This window comes from Dyadobacter soli, from assembly GCF_900101885.1.
In the GTDB taxonomy this organism is placed as follows: domain Bacteria; phylum Bacteroidota; class Bacteroidia; order Cytophagales; family Spirosomataceae; genus Dyadobacter; species Dyadobacter soli.
Genome location: NZ_FNAN01000020.1, coordinates 46,688 through 64,134, shown reverse-complemented (window position 1 = coordinate 64,134; position 17,447 = coordinate 46,688). Strand labels below are relative to the sequence as shown.

Sequence of the window (17,447 nt, the reverse complement as noted above, 5' to 3'; positions counted from 1 at the left end):
TCTATTTTTAGTCGCATTATTTAAACTGTCTCTATGAAAATCAAAATCTCCCTGCTGTCTCCATTCCTGTTGCTGCTATTGTTATCGGCCTGCACAGACCACGTCACCCCAGACAAAATTGCCCCCACAATCGTTACGCTACGATACAGCGACGATCCGGACGAACAGGTGCCTCACCGATATTACAAGGTGAGTTTTACAGAGCTCGGCAACCGGCCTGTCACCGAGTATGGAGTTGTGCTGCGTGCTTCGCCCGAGAATGACAGCTCCGAACCAACTGTGAATGATGTCAAAAAGCCGTTTTCAAGCCCGGTAGCGCAATCGACAACACTTACTCAGTTCATTTTGCTGGCTGATGAGCCGGAATTGTCAGGGGTATTCCGGTATTCCTACCGTGCTTATGCCATCACGGACGATGGCGCAGTCGTTTACGGGAGCACTTTTTCAACGGTTTACGCTCCGCTCTAACTCCCACACGCAAAAGACAGTAAAAAGGGAAGTGTCCCAGTGGATACTTCCCTTTTTACTGTCTTTTGCTGGTTTGCACGGTAGAACACGACGGGGTTTACCGCGCCTGATCATAGAATAGCAATAGCTGATATCAACTACGTTCACGATCCTATACTGAATTAATTTTAAAGACTGCTGATTTGACTACCGGTGGGCATCATCCAATTCCGCCAGAACTTGTGGTGGTAATTCCGGTTTACAACGAACAGGATTCTATTCAGAAAGTGATCCTTGAATGGATACCGGCGCTGGAAAAATGGTCCCCGAATTTTGTTATACTGGCTATCGACGACGGTTCGCGGGACAACTCGCTGGCCATTTTATATCAGTTGCAAGCTCAATATGGGCAGCGAATGATGATCATCAGCCGACCGAACCGGGGGCATGGACAAACATGCCTGGAAGGATATCACCGCGCGGGCGAGCTAGGCGCGCGTTTTGTTTTTCAAATCGATTCGGACTGGCAATGCGATCTCCGCTATTTCCAGGCTTTCTGGCAGCTTCGCAACCAGGCATTGGTGGTTTCCGGAATCAGAACAAGCCGGGATGATGGCTGGAAACGCATTATCGTCACCAAAACGCTGCGACTGATGTTGCTCCTGGCATTCAGGGTGGATTGCCCGGATGCCAATGTCCCTTAACCGGGCGCTGTTCGAGCGATATGCGCGGCTTGCAACGCAGGAACCAAACACCCTTATTTGCGGACGGCTCGGCGAATACCGGTATTATGACATGGACCAGGCCATCAGCAGGGCAAGAATGCTCGCAGCAAAAATCCTTTTGTAATGAAAAAGTTCTCTCTAAGTGATCCCCGATCAATTATTTGCCTATGCCTCATTGGTGCTTCGCTGCTCATAGGTGTTTTATTTCTGGCCATCCAACTCCGCCTACTGCGCATAGACGTGCTGCGGGATTATGGCGAGGGGCATACGCTTTGGATGTCGCAGCAAATCACCAACCTGGCAATCGCCTATAAGCCGCTCGACGGACTTCCCTATGTCATTTTCCCTTATCCGCCGCTATACCTGATTATTTCAAAAATAGTCGGTTTCGCAACCGGTGATTTGCTGCTCGCTGGCAGGAGCGTTTCCCTGGTGAGCACGCTGGGGCTGGCCGCATTAATTGGATTGCTGGCTTTTCAGGGCATCCCGAGATCATACCCAAGAATGTGGCGCCGGGCGATCGGTGCTTTGGGAGCGGCAATGGTGTTTACCACGGGAAGCGTGATTGGCTGGGCGAGTCTCATGCGGGTAGATATGCTCGGGCTCATGCTGATGTATGGCGGCCTGGCCGTGTATATTAGCTCAGGCAAAAGCGAGTCGGGACAGTATTGTGCGGCTATCCTGTTTGTCCTGGCTGTTTTCGCGAAGCAAACGCTCCTTAGCGCACCCTTTGCCTGTGCAGCTTTTGGTTTTTTTGCATACCCCAAAACTACGGCCCGGGTATACGGCTTTGCGGTATTGCTTGGCCTTGCCGGACTTTCCATTTGTTACTGGTTGACAGACGGCGGCTTTCTGAAAAACATTCTCAACTACAACCTCAACCCGTTTTCCTGGAACATCGTATTTGCCCAATTCGCGAGTCACCTGCGGCTGAACATCACGCTGAAACTTATACTTTCCGCAGCTGCATTAATGGCTTTGTACAACAGAAACGGCATTCGCCGCATGGATTGGAGGTATTTTGCTTCTTTAAAATCGGGCAATACCTACGGCCGGACGATCGTGATAGGCAGCATCAATGCATTCTTTGCCGGCCTGCTCGCGATATCTATCGGCAAGATGGGGTCGATTTACAATTTCTTTCTTGCGTTGAATTTGTCGCTTTGCCTGCTTACCACACTCTTTTTGTTTCGTTTGCTGGCCACCTGGCGTATGCATTGCAGGCCCACAAAAAGCCGTCCGTTTGTCCTTTTAGCACTGGCCATGCTTTTATTCGTTCCCAGTCGTTGGATAATTTCAATAGTCACGGAGGATTTTAGCCGCCAATTAAAGGAAGAGGCACAACTCGTAGCATTGATTAAGGCGACACCGGGACCCGTGTTGTCCGACAATATGCTGGCCATTACGAAAGCGGGCCGCACTATTGAGGCCGAACCAGCGACCCTTAGCTTTCTGACAATGGCAGGAGGCTGGAAAGAAAGGCCTTACTTGCAGCTTTTAGAGCGCGGCTATTACAGCTTGATTGTGACCATGCCACTTCATAGTGCCGATCGATATAGTCCTGCGGCAGTGGCCCTGATCGATAAAAATTATCACCAGGCAGGCAAAATCGGCAGCTATCTCATTTACCGACCGAGATTCTCCGTCGGAAGGCCGCCAATGAAGACCCCTGAGGTAAATAATTTAAATGCTCCGACGTGCCCAAACCTTTTAAACGTTACCGCTCTACTGAATCCTGGGCATTTGGCGCGTAATGCAGTGAATGCCGCCTCCGCCTACATTGATCGATCGCACGTCAATCCCGATCACGGTCTTGCCTGGGAATGCCTGTTGGAGCTTCTGAATGGCTTCCGAATCGTGGGTGGCCATATCAGCGGACAATCCCGCGTATTGCGCGACCAGCACTACCCCATTGATCACCAGGCAATTCAGGTAACTCGCGGCCAGTACGCCTTTGAAGCTGCCATTCTCGTCGATGTTCTGCTTCCCAACCGAGGCAAAATTGAGCGTACTCATGAGGATAAACATCTCATCGCTTCCGTCCAGGTCTACGTACAAGGGCTTTACTTCCGGAAAGTCGATAATGGTGATCGGGCTGCCGTCCTGATCGGTGGAACTGGTCAGTATCTGCCTTGTTTCAAGAATGGCCTTGCGGCTCTGCGCGGCGACCGGGTTATGAGCTGCTTCCTGCTCTGACGGCGGCTCGGCAAGCAGTACCGTGCTGGAATTGATGAACCGGACGAATTCATCGGTGTGACCGTTCGTAGTCAGCAGCGTGTAAACGTTTTGTGTCGTATTTCCAAAAGGCACCGCAAATGGCGCGTTGATCACCGGATGGGCATCGTTGCCCAGGTAACCTTTGAGCCAGATCACCTTTTTAGTCCCCAAAACCCTGCTGAATTCGGCTTCCACCTGCGATTTGGTCCAGGTAGGGTTGCGCTGAAATACCACATCTTCCGAGACAAGCACTGTCCCTTTTCCGTTGAACTCCAGCGCCCCGCCCTCCATAATCAGCTCGGAAGAAGTGAACGGCACATTGACCTTCTGTGAAATCTGCTTGTCGAGCGTTTCGTCCAATAAGATTCCATCGTGATATGCCTGATCCTGAATAAACGATAGCCCCCAGCCCCAGCCGTCAAATTTGAAATCCACGGTTTCGGTGTGCCCGTTTTTCTCGATGAAAATGGGCCCCGTGTCCCGGAGCCAGATGTCGGCGTATTCCGTTACATGAAACCGGATCTTGTCGGCCAATGCCGACTGCGGCACCCCGTTGCTTCCGAGGTAAGCCTTGGCTTCGGCCGCGGTTGCCTCATCGGGCACGCACAGATCGACATTTGAGGCACCGACCAAACCCTTGATAATCTGAGCATATGCCGCCTGGGCGGACCAGTCATGCTTGTTGTCGTAAGTAGGCCAGGCCATCCACACCGACTCTTGTTCTTCCCACTCAGCCGGCACGCGGATTTGTTCGACCCCCGGTGTTCCGACACCCGGTGTCACGACGTGGTCTTTGACACACGATAACAAGAATTCGGATGCGGAAAGGCACACGGCAATGCATAGCACCAGCCTGGTAAAGTTATTTTTCATGGCATTGATAGATTAGTTGTGTTAAACCTTCTTTTTAGTCGGGTAACTGCTTATTCCGTCCAGTTAATCGGCGTGCATTTTCCGTCGTTGATCGTCTCTGTTTCCTCGTTCCATTCACCCACATTTTCACCGTTTTTGTATTGGATAGCATAAACTTTGTGCGTTCCGACGGACAGTTCAATGCTTGTTACGCTGGCGGATGCTGCTGCACCGCAGGTTGGTTTCACTGCAAAAGGCTTGGTAAGTGTTCCGGCAACCTTTCCATCCACGATGATATCAATGCGGTCGAAACTGCGATCGTTGATGTTGGTGTAGGTCAGCAAAGTTCCCTTTGGAGCCGGAGCCGGAGCAGGATCTTTATCTTTACTGCAACCGGCAAAAATGAATGCAAAAGCCAGTACGAGGCAAAATTTGTTCAGAAGCTGAAATGAATTTCTCATGGATTTGTCGTTTTGTTTTCTGGCACAAACCTAGTCCAGCCAGCACCGACGGGCTAAATTTATTCTTTTCAAACAGGGCAGAAATCCATTGAGACGGGGCGAAATTACCCGCGAACCGTTAACTCAATTCATCGCCGGATGACATACTGTTTTTCAACGCCTGGACTCGATCTGAGTACGTTCCAGCAGGTTTTTGGTATGTTTTAGTAATTAAAAATTGTCAGTTAATAATCATTCGACCACTTTTGATAAGACATAAAGCAGCATAATTGCAGTCTCCATTACTTTACTATAAAAACGATGTTAAAATGATCAAGGCCATAATCCTGGAAGATGAGCTGCTGGTAGCCAAACAATTGGAAAGGAAAATACAGCTGGTGGCCAGCGATATCGAAATCATCCACATTCTGCCGAGCTTGAAGACGGCACGCAAATGGTTTATGGAAAACGCCGAGCCCGATTTGATTTTTATGGATGTGCAGCTGGGCGACGGGACGAGTTTTGAGCTATTTGATTACTACCAGCTATCGAGCCCGGTCATATTTACAACAGCTTATGATGAATACGCAATCCGCGCCTTCAAAGTCAACGGAATCGACTACCTGCTGAAACCCGTTGGCGAAACAGAATTGCAGAAGGCAATCGATAAATGCCGGAAGCTGCTGGAATCCAGCATCCAAAGTCAGTTGGATATTCAAAACCTGCTGCATTCGATTTCCAACAGACAGGGGCAGGCCACGTATAAGGAAAAATTCATTATTAATGCCAGAAACCGGTGGGTACCCGTAGACACCGCCGATGTGGCCTATTTTGTAAAAGACAATATTTATTACCTGTATACATTTCAGGGCGAGAAGTATCCGCTGGAATACGACTCGATGGATGAGCTGGAAGAGATCCTGGACCCGAGGACCTTTTACCGCGCAAACCGGCAGTTTATCGTCAATATCAATGGAATCGCATCGGTGCAGCTCCATGAAAATCAGAAATTGACCGTGTTTATGAAAAAACCGTTAAAGGCTGAAATCGATGTAAGCAGGGAAAAAGCACCGTCCTTCAAAAAATGGTTCGACCGCTAAACCTCTGTCTGCTTCTGTTGTGGTTTGTACTCTCAATGAGGGTGCAGCATGTGCATGCCCAGCTGGCAGACTACAATGTTCAGCTGCTCGATGAAGGAGACCAGATCCGAACTTCCAATATATTAAAGATGGTCAAGGACATCCATGGTTTTCTGTGGATGCTTTCGCCGCGGTATATACAGCGTTTCGACGGCCAGAACCTGAAAAGGTTTGACATCGATGGTGAAGATTTGCTGGATATAGTCGCGGATCACGACGGGAAAATCTGGGTAAGTACACAGTCGACGATCAGGCGCTTTGTCAGCGACAGCCGGGGATTTCAGCGGCTGCGTATCAATGGCCCTTTACCGACCAAGTTTAATGTAATGCAGGTGAGCACGCAAAACCAGGTGTGGATTATCAGTGGAAAAGGGCTGTTCGCTTACGACAAGCCCACCGACACATTTGTTCACCAGCCGATTCCGGGGCTTGCCGATACGCAGTTTTATAGAAAAATATTCCAGAAATCAGGAGACGAGTTCTTCATAGGCAACACCCACATCCTATTTGCATACAATACCAATACCAGGAAGGTCCGAAGCATTCCATTCAATGCCGTAAGCGCGATAGCCCCGTTTTCAGGAGATATTCTCTGGGTTACCGACGCGCGTTTGCAGACATTCGAGCTCGATTTCAGGACCGGCAGCAGCTCCCCTATTCAGGCCGACAAATTCCAGCCCCGTCCCGAATCAAACTTTATGGAAATCAGCGCAGTAGCACCGCTGGGCAGCGACAATTACCTTGTCAGTACGAGTAAGGGCTGTTTCCGCTATAACCGAAAATCGGGCTTGTTCCACAAAGCTGTCCTTTACCATTACGGCAGCGAACTGGCCAACAACGAAATCTACACAAGCTATTTCGATCAGGACAAAACCTTGTGGATGCTCGGCCAGCAGGGCATTATCTTCTTCAAGCCATTGCAGCACACCATTAGCTGGCTCAGAAGCTTCAACAGGAAGGGAATGGATTGGAATAACAATATACGCGCACTAACCGGTGATAACCAGGGAAATATTTGGATGGCGACCTCCGCGGGCTTGTCCAGGCTAAGTTTAAAAGACGGTACCGTTAAATCCTTCCATGCCAGTAACTCGCGATCAGCCGCATTCCAGTTCCCGTCCATCCAGGGGATCGTCTATGACGGGAAAAACCTGATTCTGGGACCTGGTGCCGGCGGTGTAGTGCTGTTTGACCCGGGAAGCGAAACGTTCAGGAAACCGGTTTACCCGCCCAGTCAACCGGCGCTCAGCACTAAGGCCAGCCAGGATTATATTTACTCCATTGTGCCGCTTTCAAATGGCAATATGCTCGTTTTGGGGGACTTGTCATGTTATTTGCTGGAACGAAACACCTACAAAATCTCCGAACTTGCATTTACCGGCTCGAATTTTATCCTGCAAACTGCGGCTCAGGACCATGCCGGAAAAATATGGGTGGGCACTTACAAAGGGCTCTTGCTGTTGGATCAAAAGTTCAAAACACTGGCCATGGACACTACCATGACGCCCAGTAAGCTGGTGACATCGCTTCTGGTCAGGAACGATTCCACTGCCTGGGCAGGGAGCGTGGGGCTGTTCGAGGTTACCAGGCGCGGCGACCGGCTCACCAGGCGGGCTATTCTTCCCGAACTTGCCAATCAGCAGATCACAATGCTTTTTCAGGATAAAACCGGTCAAATCTGGATAGGCGCCGACGACGGCTTTTACCGCTACGATGCAGGGAGTAAAAAACTCGAATGGTTTGATATCTGGGACAATGTCCAGAACAAACAATTGAACCCCAACAGTCTGTTTCAGGCGGGCGACGGCAACCTGTACCTGGGAGGCAACAATGGCCTTAACTATTTCCGTCCCGAACTGATCGGCGCACAGCGAAAAGACCTGACGGTACTGGTCACTTCGGTTAAAATCAATCAGAATGATTCGCTTTATCAGGGACGGCCGTTGGAACTGTCGTGGAACCAGAATACCGTGGAAATACAGTTTGTGACGACCTATTTCCAGAATGCCTCCAAAGTAAAATACCGCTACCGGCTTGCGGGACTCGATGATGGCTGGATTTACCACGGCAATAACAACATCGTACGGTTTTCCTCGCTTGCTCCCGGCCACTACCGGTTCGATCTGCAAGCCAGCCTCGACGGGATTTCGTGGCATGCTTCACGGCAGGCGGTGGTATTTTCAATTTTATCGCCAATCTGGAAGCGGCCGTGGTTTTTTCTTCTGGCCGCGGTCATGATCCTGGCGGTCATCAACTTGCTGTTTAAAATTCGCGTCGCGGCAGTACGTAAACAGCAAGCGGCTGTTTTCGCATTGCAAAGCAAGGCCAATGAGCTAGAAAAAGAAAAAGCAATGGCTATGTACGAAAGCCTCAAACAGCAGCTGAATCCCCATTTCCTGTTTAACTCCCTGACATCCCTTGACAGCCTCATCTGGCTGGATGCCGCCAAGGCTAGTACATTCCTGGACGGGTTGAGCCGCATTTACCGTTACATTCTAAAAAACCGGGAAAAAGAGCTCGTTCCGCTTAAAGAAGAAATCAGCTTTGCCCAAAACTACATAGCGCTGCAAAGTACCCGGTTTGGAAGTGGATTGATAGTCGATACGGCTGTGCCCGAAACAATGGGCAATTTCAGGATAGCGCCTGTTACGATACAAAACCTGATTGAAAATGCGATCAAGCATAACATCATCAGCGATGACGCGCCGCTCGTGATACGGATTTATACCGAGGGCCAGCACCTGGTGGTCAGCAACAATGTGCAGAAAAAGAACTTCGTGGAAACCAGTAATAAACAGGGACTTATTCACCTGGTGAATCTGTATAGTTTTCTATCACCGGTGGCGGTGCAAATCATCGAGACGCCAGACGACTTTGTAATTAAACTTCCATTGGTGTAGCCACGCTTGTTGCCCCGCAAAGTTTTTCCGACAACGCTCAAATGTCCGGCAACTTTTGATAAAAAACAGGGAGACTGCCACGGCGGTGTTACAAAGTGGTGTCTGTCAGCATAGTCCAAAAGCTTCGGATCATCCTGAACACATCCCCTGATACTATTATGAATGGTTTAACTTTTACTTCCGACGGAATCAAGTTTTTTCTTATTCTCTTACTTTCCTGCGGATCTGCTTTCAGCCAGGAAAAACCCATTGTTTGCGGGACTAAAAGCAGCGACGCCCCGCCGGCAGCAATACGCCTCATTAACGAGCTTCCGGCGATTATGGCAAAACAAAATGCGCGGACTACCGCCGGAGAAACTACGATCTGCCGTATTTCAGTGGACATTGATTCGGACACTTATGTAAAATACGAACGGGACACGGCGGCGATCATTCATAAAGTGATTGAAAATATTGAAAAAGCCTCGAAATTCTTTGAAAGGGAAGCAAATATCAGGCTAGTGGTCACAGGCATCCGCATATTTAAGGATGGCGGACCTGATCCTTACGCAGGCCATTCTGATATTTCCAATCTTATTAATATTCTGTCAAACCGCAACATATCCGACTTCAATTTCGACAAGCGATTGTACCTCTACACGAAACAGGTAACCGGTGGCTTTTCGGGCCTCGCCTGGATTGGGGGGGCGTATAATGTTTCTCCGCTGGAAAGTGTCGGCACGATCCAGCACGAATTAGCCCACAATTTCGGTTCGCTGCATACCAACAGTTGTGACTGGCCAGGCGGGCCACTCGACTACTGCGGTGGTGTGGAAGGCAACTGTTATGACAAGTCCTCGGAAATTAACACGATGGGGTCGATGATGAGCCAATGCGGCTCGGGTCGGCAACCCCTTCATCCCATGGTGGCGGCGGTCATCAGGCAGCACGCAGAGATTACCTTTGCCAAAATACTATCGACTCCCCAGCCTGTTACGCTTGCGGGGGACATTACGGCCATCAAAGGTGACTTTTACGCCTGGCCTGCTTCCGTGAGCGCCCAGTCTTACGAGTTCAGTTATTCCACCAATGTCAATTTCTCCGGCGAACTGATCCAATCGACCTTAGTTAATGGTGTCTCTTTACTGAAACAAACCCTGGGAACAGATTATTTCGTCAGGGTCAGGGCGGTCAATTCCTTTGGAACTTCCAACTGGTCCAACACGATCAAAATCAAGATCGATCCCGACCAGCCTGACGTGCCGTTGATCCTAAGCCCCGCTACCAATTCATTTTTTCCGTCACAGCAAGCCGTAACATTATCGTTTTCAAGTGTGCCGGGCGCAACTTCATACCGCATTCAGGTAGCCGGCCTGGCGGATTTCGAATTTTCTAATCCGACGGACCAGATTATTTCAGGAAATACGTTCGACTACGCTCCATATCTTGGCGGATACAAATGGCGTGTTAAGGCTATTCAAGGTGGGAAAACGGGCAAATGGTCCGAAACAGGGTATTTTTCGGCTAATCCGCGGCTCAACCTGATAGGCCTGTTCTTACCGATCCCAAACAACCTCACCAATGCCCCGAGAACGCTTCCCGTGGCGTATTCTCCGTCTGTCTATAATTCCAACACGACCATCACGATCGCTGACAATCCGGGGTTTACCAATCCGCTCTTTCAGCGGAATTACAGGCCATTTTCAGAGATCGCCGATGTTTTTAAAACCTTGCCGGCTAATAAACTTTTATTCCTCCGCGTACAAGAACGCAGTACCGATCTGATCAACTATCCCGATCGCGATCTGGTTGATTTTGTCGTTCAATTTACAACAGGTAATGGTGTTGTACCGGCTGGGCTTACATTCCTGAGTGAAAAAAACCAGCAGGTATTCGGCCGGTCCAATCCGAAAATTGCTGTGTCCAAAGATCACATCTGGCTTGGTGTGATAGATGCCGGATTTATCAAGCTTGACCAAAAAACGCTGACCTATCAGGCATTCAACCGCGTAAACACCGACGGGCTTTTGGGTGTAGGCCTGGAAAATGCTGTTCATACCGACGACGACCTGAATATTCACGTGCTCAATGCCGGCAATCAAGGCGTATACCGTAAAGTCAAGCTGGCGAATGAAATGCCATCATCGGGCGCATCGGTGACACAGATTTCCTTCTGGAGTTATATTCAGGGTTATAACCCTCAAAATAATGTCTTTTGGACAAACCAGGTGATATTTAAAGAAACGCCAACCGGCTGGACCGCACTTCGTCAGGTTGCCGATAACCAGTATATTAAAGACATCCGATTTTACAACAACAAAGCCTGGATAATTGTGGTCAATACCAGCCCGGTTTACAACAGTGAAATATTGGTCATGGACCTCAACGACCATAACCAGATTTACACGATCAACCCCTCAACCAGTCCGGCTATCGCAAATTTTATCGAGCAGATCGAAATCCAGAGCGATGGGAAAATGTGGCTCAGACAGACGGACATTAACTCCAATCAGAACTCCATTGCTCATTTCAACGGTTCCACCTGGTCTGTTTTCAATAATGGTAATGCTCCTTTTGGCAGCCGGATCAGCGGCCTCAGCCTGTCACAGGTGGGTACGCCTTACATTCTGGCCTCGGGGAGTGAGACACAGGTTTATAAGTTTAATAATATAACCTGGATAAAAGTCGGGAATGCGCTGCCTTATCAAAATTTTGGCGGCGATCTCTGGACTGATAAAAATGAAAGCTTCTGGATATCAAATCAATTTGGGCTATCCCGGCTCGCCTCCGAAGCAGCGCTTCCCGTCACGCTGGTGAATTTCAGGGCCGCTCCCGAAGGTAATGCTGTCGCACTGCATTGGGAAGTAACCGACCAGGTCGATATGTCAAAATACGTGATAGAGCATAGTACAGACGCCAAAAGGTACCAAGCCATCGGCGAAACGCCTGCACTTGATACCGCTTTTTACAGTCTTACCCATTACAACCCAGCTCCCGGAATCAACTATTACAGGTTAAAATCCATCGAAACAGATGCTGATTTCGCTTACAGCAAAGCAATTGCGGTGAACTTATCCAATGTGGAAGACATGGTCTTTTATCCCAATCCTGTATCCAACCAATTGCAAGTCAAAGTAAGGCCCGATCTGATCGGCCAGCCAGGCAGGATTGAAGTCTTTGCTGCGGATGGAAAGAGGATTTATGGAAAGGAAATCGGCAAATTTCAAGATCAGGAGCATATAGATGTTTCTAATCTGGCCGCAGGAAGTTATTTGATCCGCATTGAAAATAAGACGGAGGCCAGCGGCAGTGTGGTTCAGGTGGTGCGGTAACTGTTTATTCTCATCTTTTTTGAAAACCTTGCACCGCGGATGCTGCTTGCGCATGTGAGGTAAGTTTGCAGCCCTGGCTTATGCAAGGGCTGCAAGTAACCATGTATTCAATATCCCGGATTTTGCCGCATATTGACATTCGAAGTCATTTCGCTTACCGGGATTGGTTGCGCGTAGTCGGTCGCATTCCATTGAATTGGGCCGCCGCGGATTTTCTCGTAATAGGCCGCCTCCTTGTCCCCAATTTTCCACCGGCATACGTCGAACCACCAGTTGAACTCCCCGAAAAACTCGGCCCAACGTTCGTATTTCAGCGGGTCGTTTTTCAGTACATCGTCGGATGCCATGGTGGCGGCCGTCAGGGTTTTGTAATCCACGGCCGAAGGTTTATCGACCGGTAGGCTGTACGCGCGTCGTTTCACCTTGTTGATGTATTCCAATGCACCGGCATTGTCGCCCGTTCGGGCCAGTGTTTCGGCATAGAGCAGATAAATATCGGCCAGCCTTAGCCAGAGGATGTTGCTGCCATTCGCCCGGTTGATTTCCAGTTCCGTACCATTCAGATTAATGTATTTACGAAAACTCCACGCCTCCATATCGAGCTCATTGACATCGAGAAAATGTGAAATTGGCCGCTTTGTACCCGCCACGACCATCGAATCTACGTAGGGTTGCAGGCAAGCCACCCACAGGCGCGGGTCCACGGTCTGGTTCTTGCGTGCGGTGATGGATTTGGTGATATAGGATTGATCTACATTCGAAATGTTCGGCGAAGTGGTGCCCGGCTTGAAATAGTGCCCTTCATTAAAGCCAAAACGGGTGATGTTTTTCGCATGCGGAAACACGTTCGACCATGCCGACGCAATGGGCGTGCCGTTCGCGCCTGCATATGAGGGAGAGATCAGCGTCCCCATCATCGAGCCCATCGACAAATCGGTGGCACCCGCAAAGCTCATATCCACATTGAGGTTCAGCTCGAAAAGCGATTCGGAATTGAACTCGTTCTGCCCGTTGAACATCGTTTTATAGATTTCAAAGGACACCAGAGACTTGCCGCTTTCGCCAATCACGCTTGCAAGCGAAGTTTTGGCATTATTCCAGTCCTGCGTAAACACGTAAGCTTTGCCCAGGAAGCCTCTCACGCCCCATTCGTCCACCTTATGGCGGTCCGCGGCAGCCGTCCATTTCTTGCCTTTCAAAAGTGTTTCGGCCTGTTTGAGGTCATTAATGATAAAATCCCAGCATTGGCGCACCGTCGAGCGGGATACCTGGGTTTTGGACAAATCGTTGGCCACGTTTTCCTGAATGGGCACCCCCATCTTGTCGCCGCCCTGCCCGTCGACGATGAAACTCTCGCCCCAGAAAGTGGTCAGGTAAAAGTAGTACCATGCCCGTAAGAACAATGCCTGGCCTTTAATAAGCGCTATGGAGGCTTTATCGGCTTCGGAGGCATTGGGATTTACCTTTTCAATGCCTGCCAGCAGCGTATTGCAGCGCTGCACACCGCGCCATAGGTCGGGCCACACTTGCAGGAGGAAGTTATCGCTCGGCAATGCATTATTCTGCGCCATCTGAATCCAGTTGGGTGAGCCCTGCCAGCTGAGGTCGGTGGTGTGGTCCCATAAATAAGTGCTGTAAGGTCCCATCGCCCGACCGAATGTACCGGCGGCATGCTGGGTGGCGTAGGCGCCGGTGAGGAGTTGTTCGAGGTCCGAAATCTTTTCGGGATACGCCGAAGTAGCAATGGCCGTAGGGTTTTCTACATCGACAAAACTTTGCTTACACGCCGTCACTAGCGCCAGAAGCACCAGAACGGACAGCTTTATACCTATTTTCATCATCGTTCGGATTGGATGTTAAAAACTGAGATTGAGACCCATTGAAAGCAGCATGGATCGCGGATAGGAGAAAATCGTATCGATCCCGCGTGCCGTGGTACCGTTGCGCCCGAGCACTTCCGGGTCGAGGCCGGAGTATTTCGTGATCGTGAACAGGTTTTGTCCCTGCGCATATATCCGCAAGCCCTGCATATGCAACGCTTTTAGCAAATGGCCGGGCAAAGTGTAGCCGATTTGCAGGTTACGCAGTTTCAGGAACGAGCCGTCCTCCACAAAATAGCTCGAAATGCGCCCGTAGTTAGAGTTGGGATCGCGCGCAAAAGTCCCGGAAGTATTGGTAGCACCGATCCGCGGCTGGTCTGTCAGCCCGTTGCCATTGAAAAACGACGAATTAAAAATATCCCGGGTGGAAGTGTAATCGCCATAGAAATACTCGGTGTAGTACTTATTGCCGTTGTACACATCCACGCCCTGGATACCTTGCAGCAATGCCGTCAGTTCGAGGCCTTTCCAGCCCAGGTTTAGCGTTAATCCGTAAGTCATTTTCGGCCAAGGGTTACCGATAAAAGTCTTGTCAAGGGTGGTAATGCGGCCGTCGCCGTTTACATCCCTGAACCGGAGGTCGCCCGCGGCGGTGCCTGCATTCTGATAGTAAATGGTGGTAGAACCTGCCGCTTGCTGCGCGCTTTCGTTCAGCGCCTGCACCTCGTCACTGCTCTGAAAGATGCCGTCCACCTGGTAGCCGTAAAACTGGCTCATCGGGTTGCCGATTTGCGTGCGGCCTGCATTGCCGTCGAGATCGTTGCCTGCTACCCCGTCGCTGATGGGGTTATTGTTGTTGCCGTCGAGCTGTTTCACGAGGTTTTTGTTAAAAGCCGCATTAACAGCCACTGAATAGGTAAAATCTCCCTTTTGCCCCCGGTAATCGGCCGCCAGCTCGATGCCTTTGTTGCTCATCTGACCGATATTGGTATAAACCGATGTATTGCCAAAACCTGCCGTAGGCGCTACCGGCACCTGGTAAATCATGCCCTGCGTTTGCCGGCTGTACCAGTCGAGTGTAATGTTCAATGCATTCCGGAACAGTCCCACGTCCACACCGACGTCGGTTTGCAGCACAGACTCCCATTTGATATTCTCGTTCAAGAGCTGGGCCGTCAATGCATATCCTTTCGAACGCGAACCATCGAAAAGCCCCATGGCATTGGTACCACCGTTCCCACCGTAGGATGATTGGTAGGTATATTGAGGAATGTTGCTCGTACTGCCCAGTTTTCCATAACTCGCGCGGAGTTTCAGGTTCGAAACCGCATGCAGGTTATCCCGCAAAAAAGCCTCCTCGCTCAGCTTCCAGCCCACGGATGCCGATGGGAACACGCCCCATTTATTGGCCGGCCCAAAGCGGTCCGAACCATCACGGCGCACCGTGCCGGTAACCAGGTATTTCCCCGAATAGGTATAATTGACCCGCCCAAACTGAGATAAAAGCCGCGTTTGCGGTAGCTCGGCCCCATTGGTCACATAGCTGCCCGGATTGGTCGTCAGACCCAAATTGTAAGTCACATAAGGAAAGCCTTGCGCTTCGCCGTGCAATGTACTGAGGTCGGATTTGTAGGCCTCATACCCCGCCAGCGCCTTTATTTCGTGCTTACCGAAGGTTTTGGCGTAGGTCAAAACGAAATTGGCGGTCAGGTTACGCTGGTTGTTAATGTCCCTGCCCAGAAACGCAATGCGATTGGCTACGATGCCGTAATCGAATGCCTCTGTAAATTTCAGGTTCTTGGCATTGTACACCGAGGCCCCGAACGTAGCCCGGAAACTGAGTGCTGGAATGATCTGCCAGTCGGCGTACACGTTGCCTTCCACCGCATAAGTTTGGTTCGACATATGGTTCTGGTATTCCTGCCCCACCAGGTTAGGCCCGCCGAAAAAGCTCCCGGTTTTTGCCCAGCCGCCGTAAGCATTGGTCGGGTCGTAAATGCCCACCACCGGCGCCGAACGGATAGGAAAAGTAGTACTCACCGTCGGGTTGATCTCCGTCATCCAGGCATACATCGTCTCTCCTACTTTGAGTTTCGAATTGAGTTTATAGTCTGAATTGGTCCTCAAACCATACCTTTTAAACCAATTGTCGATAATGGTACCGCCCTCTTTCTGGTAGTTGGCCGAAATGTAGTAATTACTCTTGGCCGACGCTCCCGACAGGTCGAGCGAGTAGCTTTGCTCCGTTCCATTGGTAAAAAGCGCATCCGTCCAGTTGGTATTAGGCAATGCCGCGGGATCGCCCCAGCCGGCCGTCGCTACACCAAATGCCGTTTTAGCATTATAGTAATCATTGGAATTCAATAATGTATACAAATTGACAGGCTTTCTCACCCCATAATAAGCATTGAGGTTGATGCTCATCTTATCCATGGAAGTACCGCGCTTCGTCGTCACCAGCACCACACCGCCCGCTGCCTGGGCACCATAAATGGCCGCGGCGCTGGCGTCTTTCAGGATTTCGATCGATTCCACATCCGGCAAGTTGAAGTTGTTGCCGGCCGACATCCTGATACCATCCACAATGTACAGCGGCGCCATACCGCCGATCGAACCTGCACCGCGGATGATGATATCCGAGTTCGCACCCGGCGAGCCGTCGTTGCGGGTAACCTGCACGCCCGCCGCACGCCCCTGCAAAGCCTCGTTCACGCTGCGTACGGGCAGGTTTTTAATATCATTCGCTTTTACCGTCGATACCGAACCGGTGAGGTCGGAGCGCTTTTGGGTGCCGTAGCCCGTTACAACCACTTCTTCCAGAGCTTTGGTATCCACTTTCAGTGCCACGTCGATCGCCGTACGCCCGCCGACCTCGATTTCCTGCGGTACATAACCTACAAAAGAGAATATCAGGGATGCAGGCTCGTTTCCGACGTCGATCTTGAAAGTACCGTCGGCCTGGGTGGTCGTGCCCGTTTGCGTGCCTTTCACGAGGATACTCACGCCCGGCAATGCTGCGCCGGTTTCATCGGAGACTTTTCCGGTTACCCATTTTTCCATGGCTTCGCTGTCCTCCATCCCTTCCGGCTTTCGCAGGCCCTGGCTGGGGTCGCGGGTGAGGATAATGTATTTGCCCGCCGGATTGTACTGTATCCCGAGCGGTTTGAGAAGCCTGTCGAGCACCGTCGCCAGCGGCTCACGTTGTACCGTAATGCTCACATTTCCGCTTTTTTGCAGCAATGCAGGCTCATAGCTGAACTTCACCCTGGCCGATTTCTCGATCCTGGTCAGGGCCGTTCTCACGTTTTGGTTTACGAGCGTTACCGTCACCGGACGCATCAGCATTTCCTGCGCAAAGCCATCCCCCGCCACACTCACGCCGAACGTAAGCATAACCAGAAAGAGGTGGAAACAGGAGAATTTAACCATAGCTATCATGATCTCGACAGGCAGTCGATGTTTTTTCATACCTTTGATCGTTTTGTGATTTTCCCGAAAAGATTTTTACAAAACCGGTTCCCCCATCCGCCACAGATGTCCGGGGAGCCAGTACCGGGCCGGCTATGTTTCCGCATTGCCGGCTTTTTTCGTGCAGT

Annotated in this window: 11 protein-coding genes; 6 read left to right on the top strand and 5 right to left on the bottom strand. The window is 50.5% G+C overall.

What is annotated here, in order from left to right:
- The first annotated feature begins 33 nt into the window (after window positions 1-33).
- From BLQ88_RS28500 to BLQ88_RS36885, 3 genes are all read left to right on the top strand, one after another.
- On the top strand, window positions 34-468 hold the full coding sequence (locus BLQ88_RS28500; RefSeq protein WP_090156422.1) for a hypothetical protein: 435 nt from the start codon (window positions 34-36) through the stop codon (window positions 466-468).
- Between the two features lie 221 nt (window positions 469-689).
- Complete coding sequence (locus BLQ88_RS28495) at window positions 690-1,151, top strand: glycosyltransferase family 2 protein (protein WP_176885140.1); 462 nt, start codon at window positions 690-692, stop codon at window positions 1,149-1,151.
- A complete protein-coding gene (locus BLQ88_RS36885; RefSeq protein WP_176885139.1) occupies window positions 1,141-1,296 on the top strand; it encodes a hypothetical protein in 156 nt (51 codons plus the stop codon). The genes BLQ88_RS28495 and BLQ88_RS36885 overlap by 11 nt, the downstream gene beginning before the upstream one ends.
- A 352-nt stretch (window positions 1,297-1,648) precedes the next feature.
- Here the strand turns inward: BLQ88_RS36885 and BLQ88_RS37410 are convergent, their stop codons facing one another.
- From BLQ88_RS37410 to BLQ88_RS28475, 3 genes are all read right to left on the bottom strand, one after another.
- The gene (locus tag BLQ88_RS37410; RefSeq protein WP_262485718.1) at window positions 1,649-1,780 is read right to left on the bottom strand and encodes a hypothetical protein; all 132 of its coding nucleotides are present in this window, start codon (window positions 1,778-1,780) and stop codon (window positions 1,649-1,651) included.
- 1,117 nt (window positions 1,781-2,897) lie between these two features.
- Window positions 2,898-4,262, bottom strand: a complete 1,365-nt coding sequence (locus tag BLQ88_RS28480; RefSeq protein WP_090156418.1) for an agmatine deiminase family protein — start codon at window positions 4,260-4,262, stop codon at window positions 2,898-2,900.
- 50 nt (window positions 4,263-4,312) lie between these two features.
- Window positions 4,313-4,702 carry a hypothetical protein gene (locus BLQ88_RS28475; RefSeq protein ID WP_090156417.1) on the bottom strand — a complete coding sequence of 130 codons (390 nt, stop codon included), beginning with the start codon at window positions 4,700-4,702 and terminating at the stop codon, window positions 4,313-4,315.
- A gap of 308 nt (window positions 4,703-5,010) precedes the next feature.
- Between BLQ88_RS28475 and BLQ88_RS28470 the strand changes: the two genes are divergently transcribed.
- From BLQ88_RS28470 to BLQ88_RS28460, 3 genes are all read left to right on the top strand, one after another.
- A complete protein-coding gene (locus BLQ88_RS28470) occupies window positions 5,011-5,781 on the top strand; it encodes a LytR/AlgR family response regulator transcription factor (RefSeq protein WP_229212908.1) in 771 nt (256 codons plus the stop codon).
- Window positions 5,766-8,720 (top strand): sensor histidine kinase, encoded by a 2,955-nt coding sequence (locus BLQ88_RS28465; protein ID WP_090156416.1) that lies wholly within the window; start codon window positions 5,766-5,768, stop codon window positions 8,718-8,720. Before BLQ88_RS28470 ends, BLQ88_RS28465 begins: the two co-directional genes overlap by 16 nt.
- A gap of 158 nt (window positions 8,721-8,878) precedes the next feature.
- A complete protein-coding gene (locus tag BLQ88_RS28460) occupies window positions 8,879-12,031 on the top strand; it encodes a T9SS type A sorting domain-containing protein (protein WP_090156415.1) in 3,153 nt (1,050 codons plus the stop codon).
- A gap of 107 nt (window positions 12,032-12,138) precedes the next feature.
- Here BLQ88_RS28460 and BLQ88_RS28455 read toward each other — a convergent pair whose 3' ends face one another.
- Both BLQ88_RS28455 and BLQ88_RS28450 read right to left on the bottom strand, forming a co-directional pair.
- Window positions 12,139-13,869 carry a RagB/SusD family nutrient uptake outer membrane protein gene (locus BLQ88_RS28455; RefSeq protein ID WP_090156514.1) on the bottom strand — a complete coding sequence of 577 codons (1,731 nt, stop codon included), beginning with the start codon at window positions 13,867-13,869 and terminating at the stop codon, window positions 12,139-12,141.
- Between the two features lie 18 nt (window positions 13,870-13,887).
- Window positions 13,888-17,319, bottom strand: a complete 3,432-nt coding sequence (locus BLQ88_RS28450) for a TonB-dependent receptor (RefSeq protein WP_229212907.1) — start codon at window positions 17,317-17,319, stop codon at window positions 13,888-13,890.
- Between the last annotated feature and the right edge of the window lie 128 nt (window positions 17,320-17,447).

Excerpts from the sequence above, each read along its gene's own strand:
- BLQ88_RS28500 (WP_090156422.1), top strand. The coding sequence starts at position 34 with ATGAAAATCAAAATCTCCCTGCTGTCTCCATTCCTGTTGCTGCTATTG.
- BLQ88_RS36885 (WP_176885139.1), top strand. The coding sequence starts at position 1,141 with ATGTCCCTTAACCGGGCGCTGTTCGAGCGATATGCGCGGCTTGCAACG.
- BLQ88_RS37410 (WP_262485718.1), bottom strand. The coding sequence starts at position 1,780 with ATGAGCCCGAGCATATCTACCCGCATGAGACTCGCCCAGCCAATCACG.
- BLQ88_RS28480 (WP_090156418.1), bottom strand. The coding sequence starts at position 4,262 with ATGAAAAATAACTTTACCAGGCTGGTGCTATGCATTGCCGTGTGCCTT.
- BLQ88_RS28475 (WP_090156417.1), bottom strand. The coding sequence starts at position 4,702 with ATGAGAAATTCATTTCAGCTTCTGAACAAATTTTGCCTCGTACTGGCT.
- BLQ88_RS28470 (WP_229212908.1), top strand. The coding sequence starts at position 5,011 with ATGATCAAGGCCATAATCCTGGAAGATGAGCTGCTGGTAGCCAAACAA.
- BLQ88_RS28465 (WP_090156416.1), top strand. The coding sequence starts at position 5,766 with ATGGTTCGACCGCTAAACCTCTGTCTGCTTCTGTTGTGGTTTGTACTC.
- BLQ88_RS28460 (WP_090156415.1), top strand. The coding sequence starts at position 8,879 with ATGAATGGTTTAACTTTTACTTCCGACGGAATCAAGTTTTTTCTTATT.
- BLQ88_RS28455 (WP_090156514.1), bottom strand. The coding sequence starts at position 13,869 with ATGAAAATAGGTATAAAGCTGTCCGTTCTGGTGCTTCTGGCGCTAGTG.
- BLQ88_RS28450 (WP_229212907.1), bottom strand. The coding sequence starts at position 17,319 with ATGAAAAAACATCGACTGCCTGTCGAGATCATGATAGCTATGGTTAAA.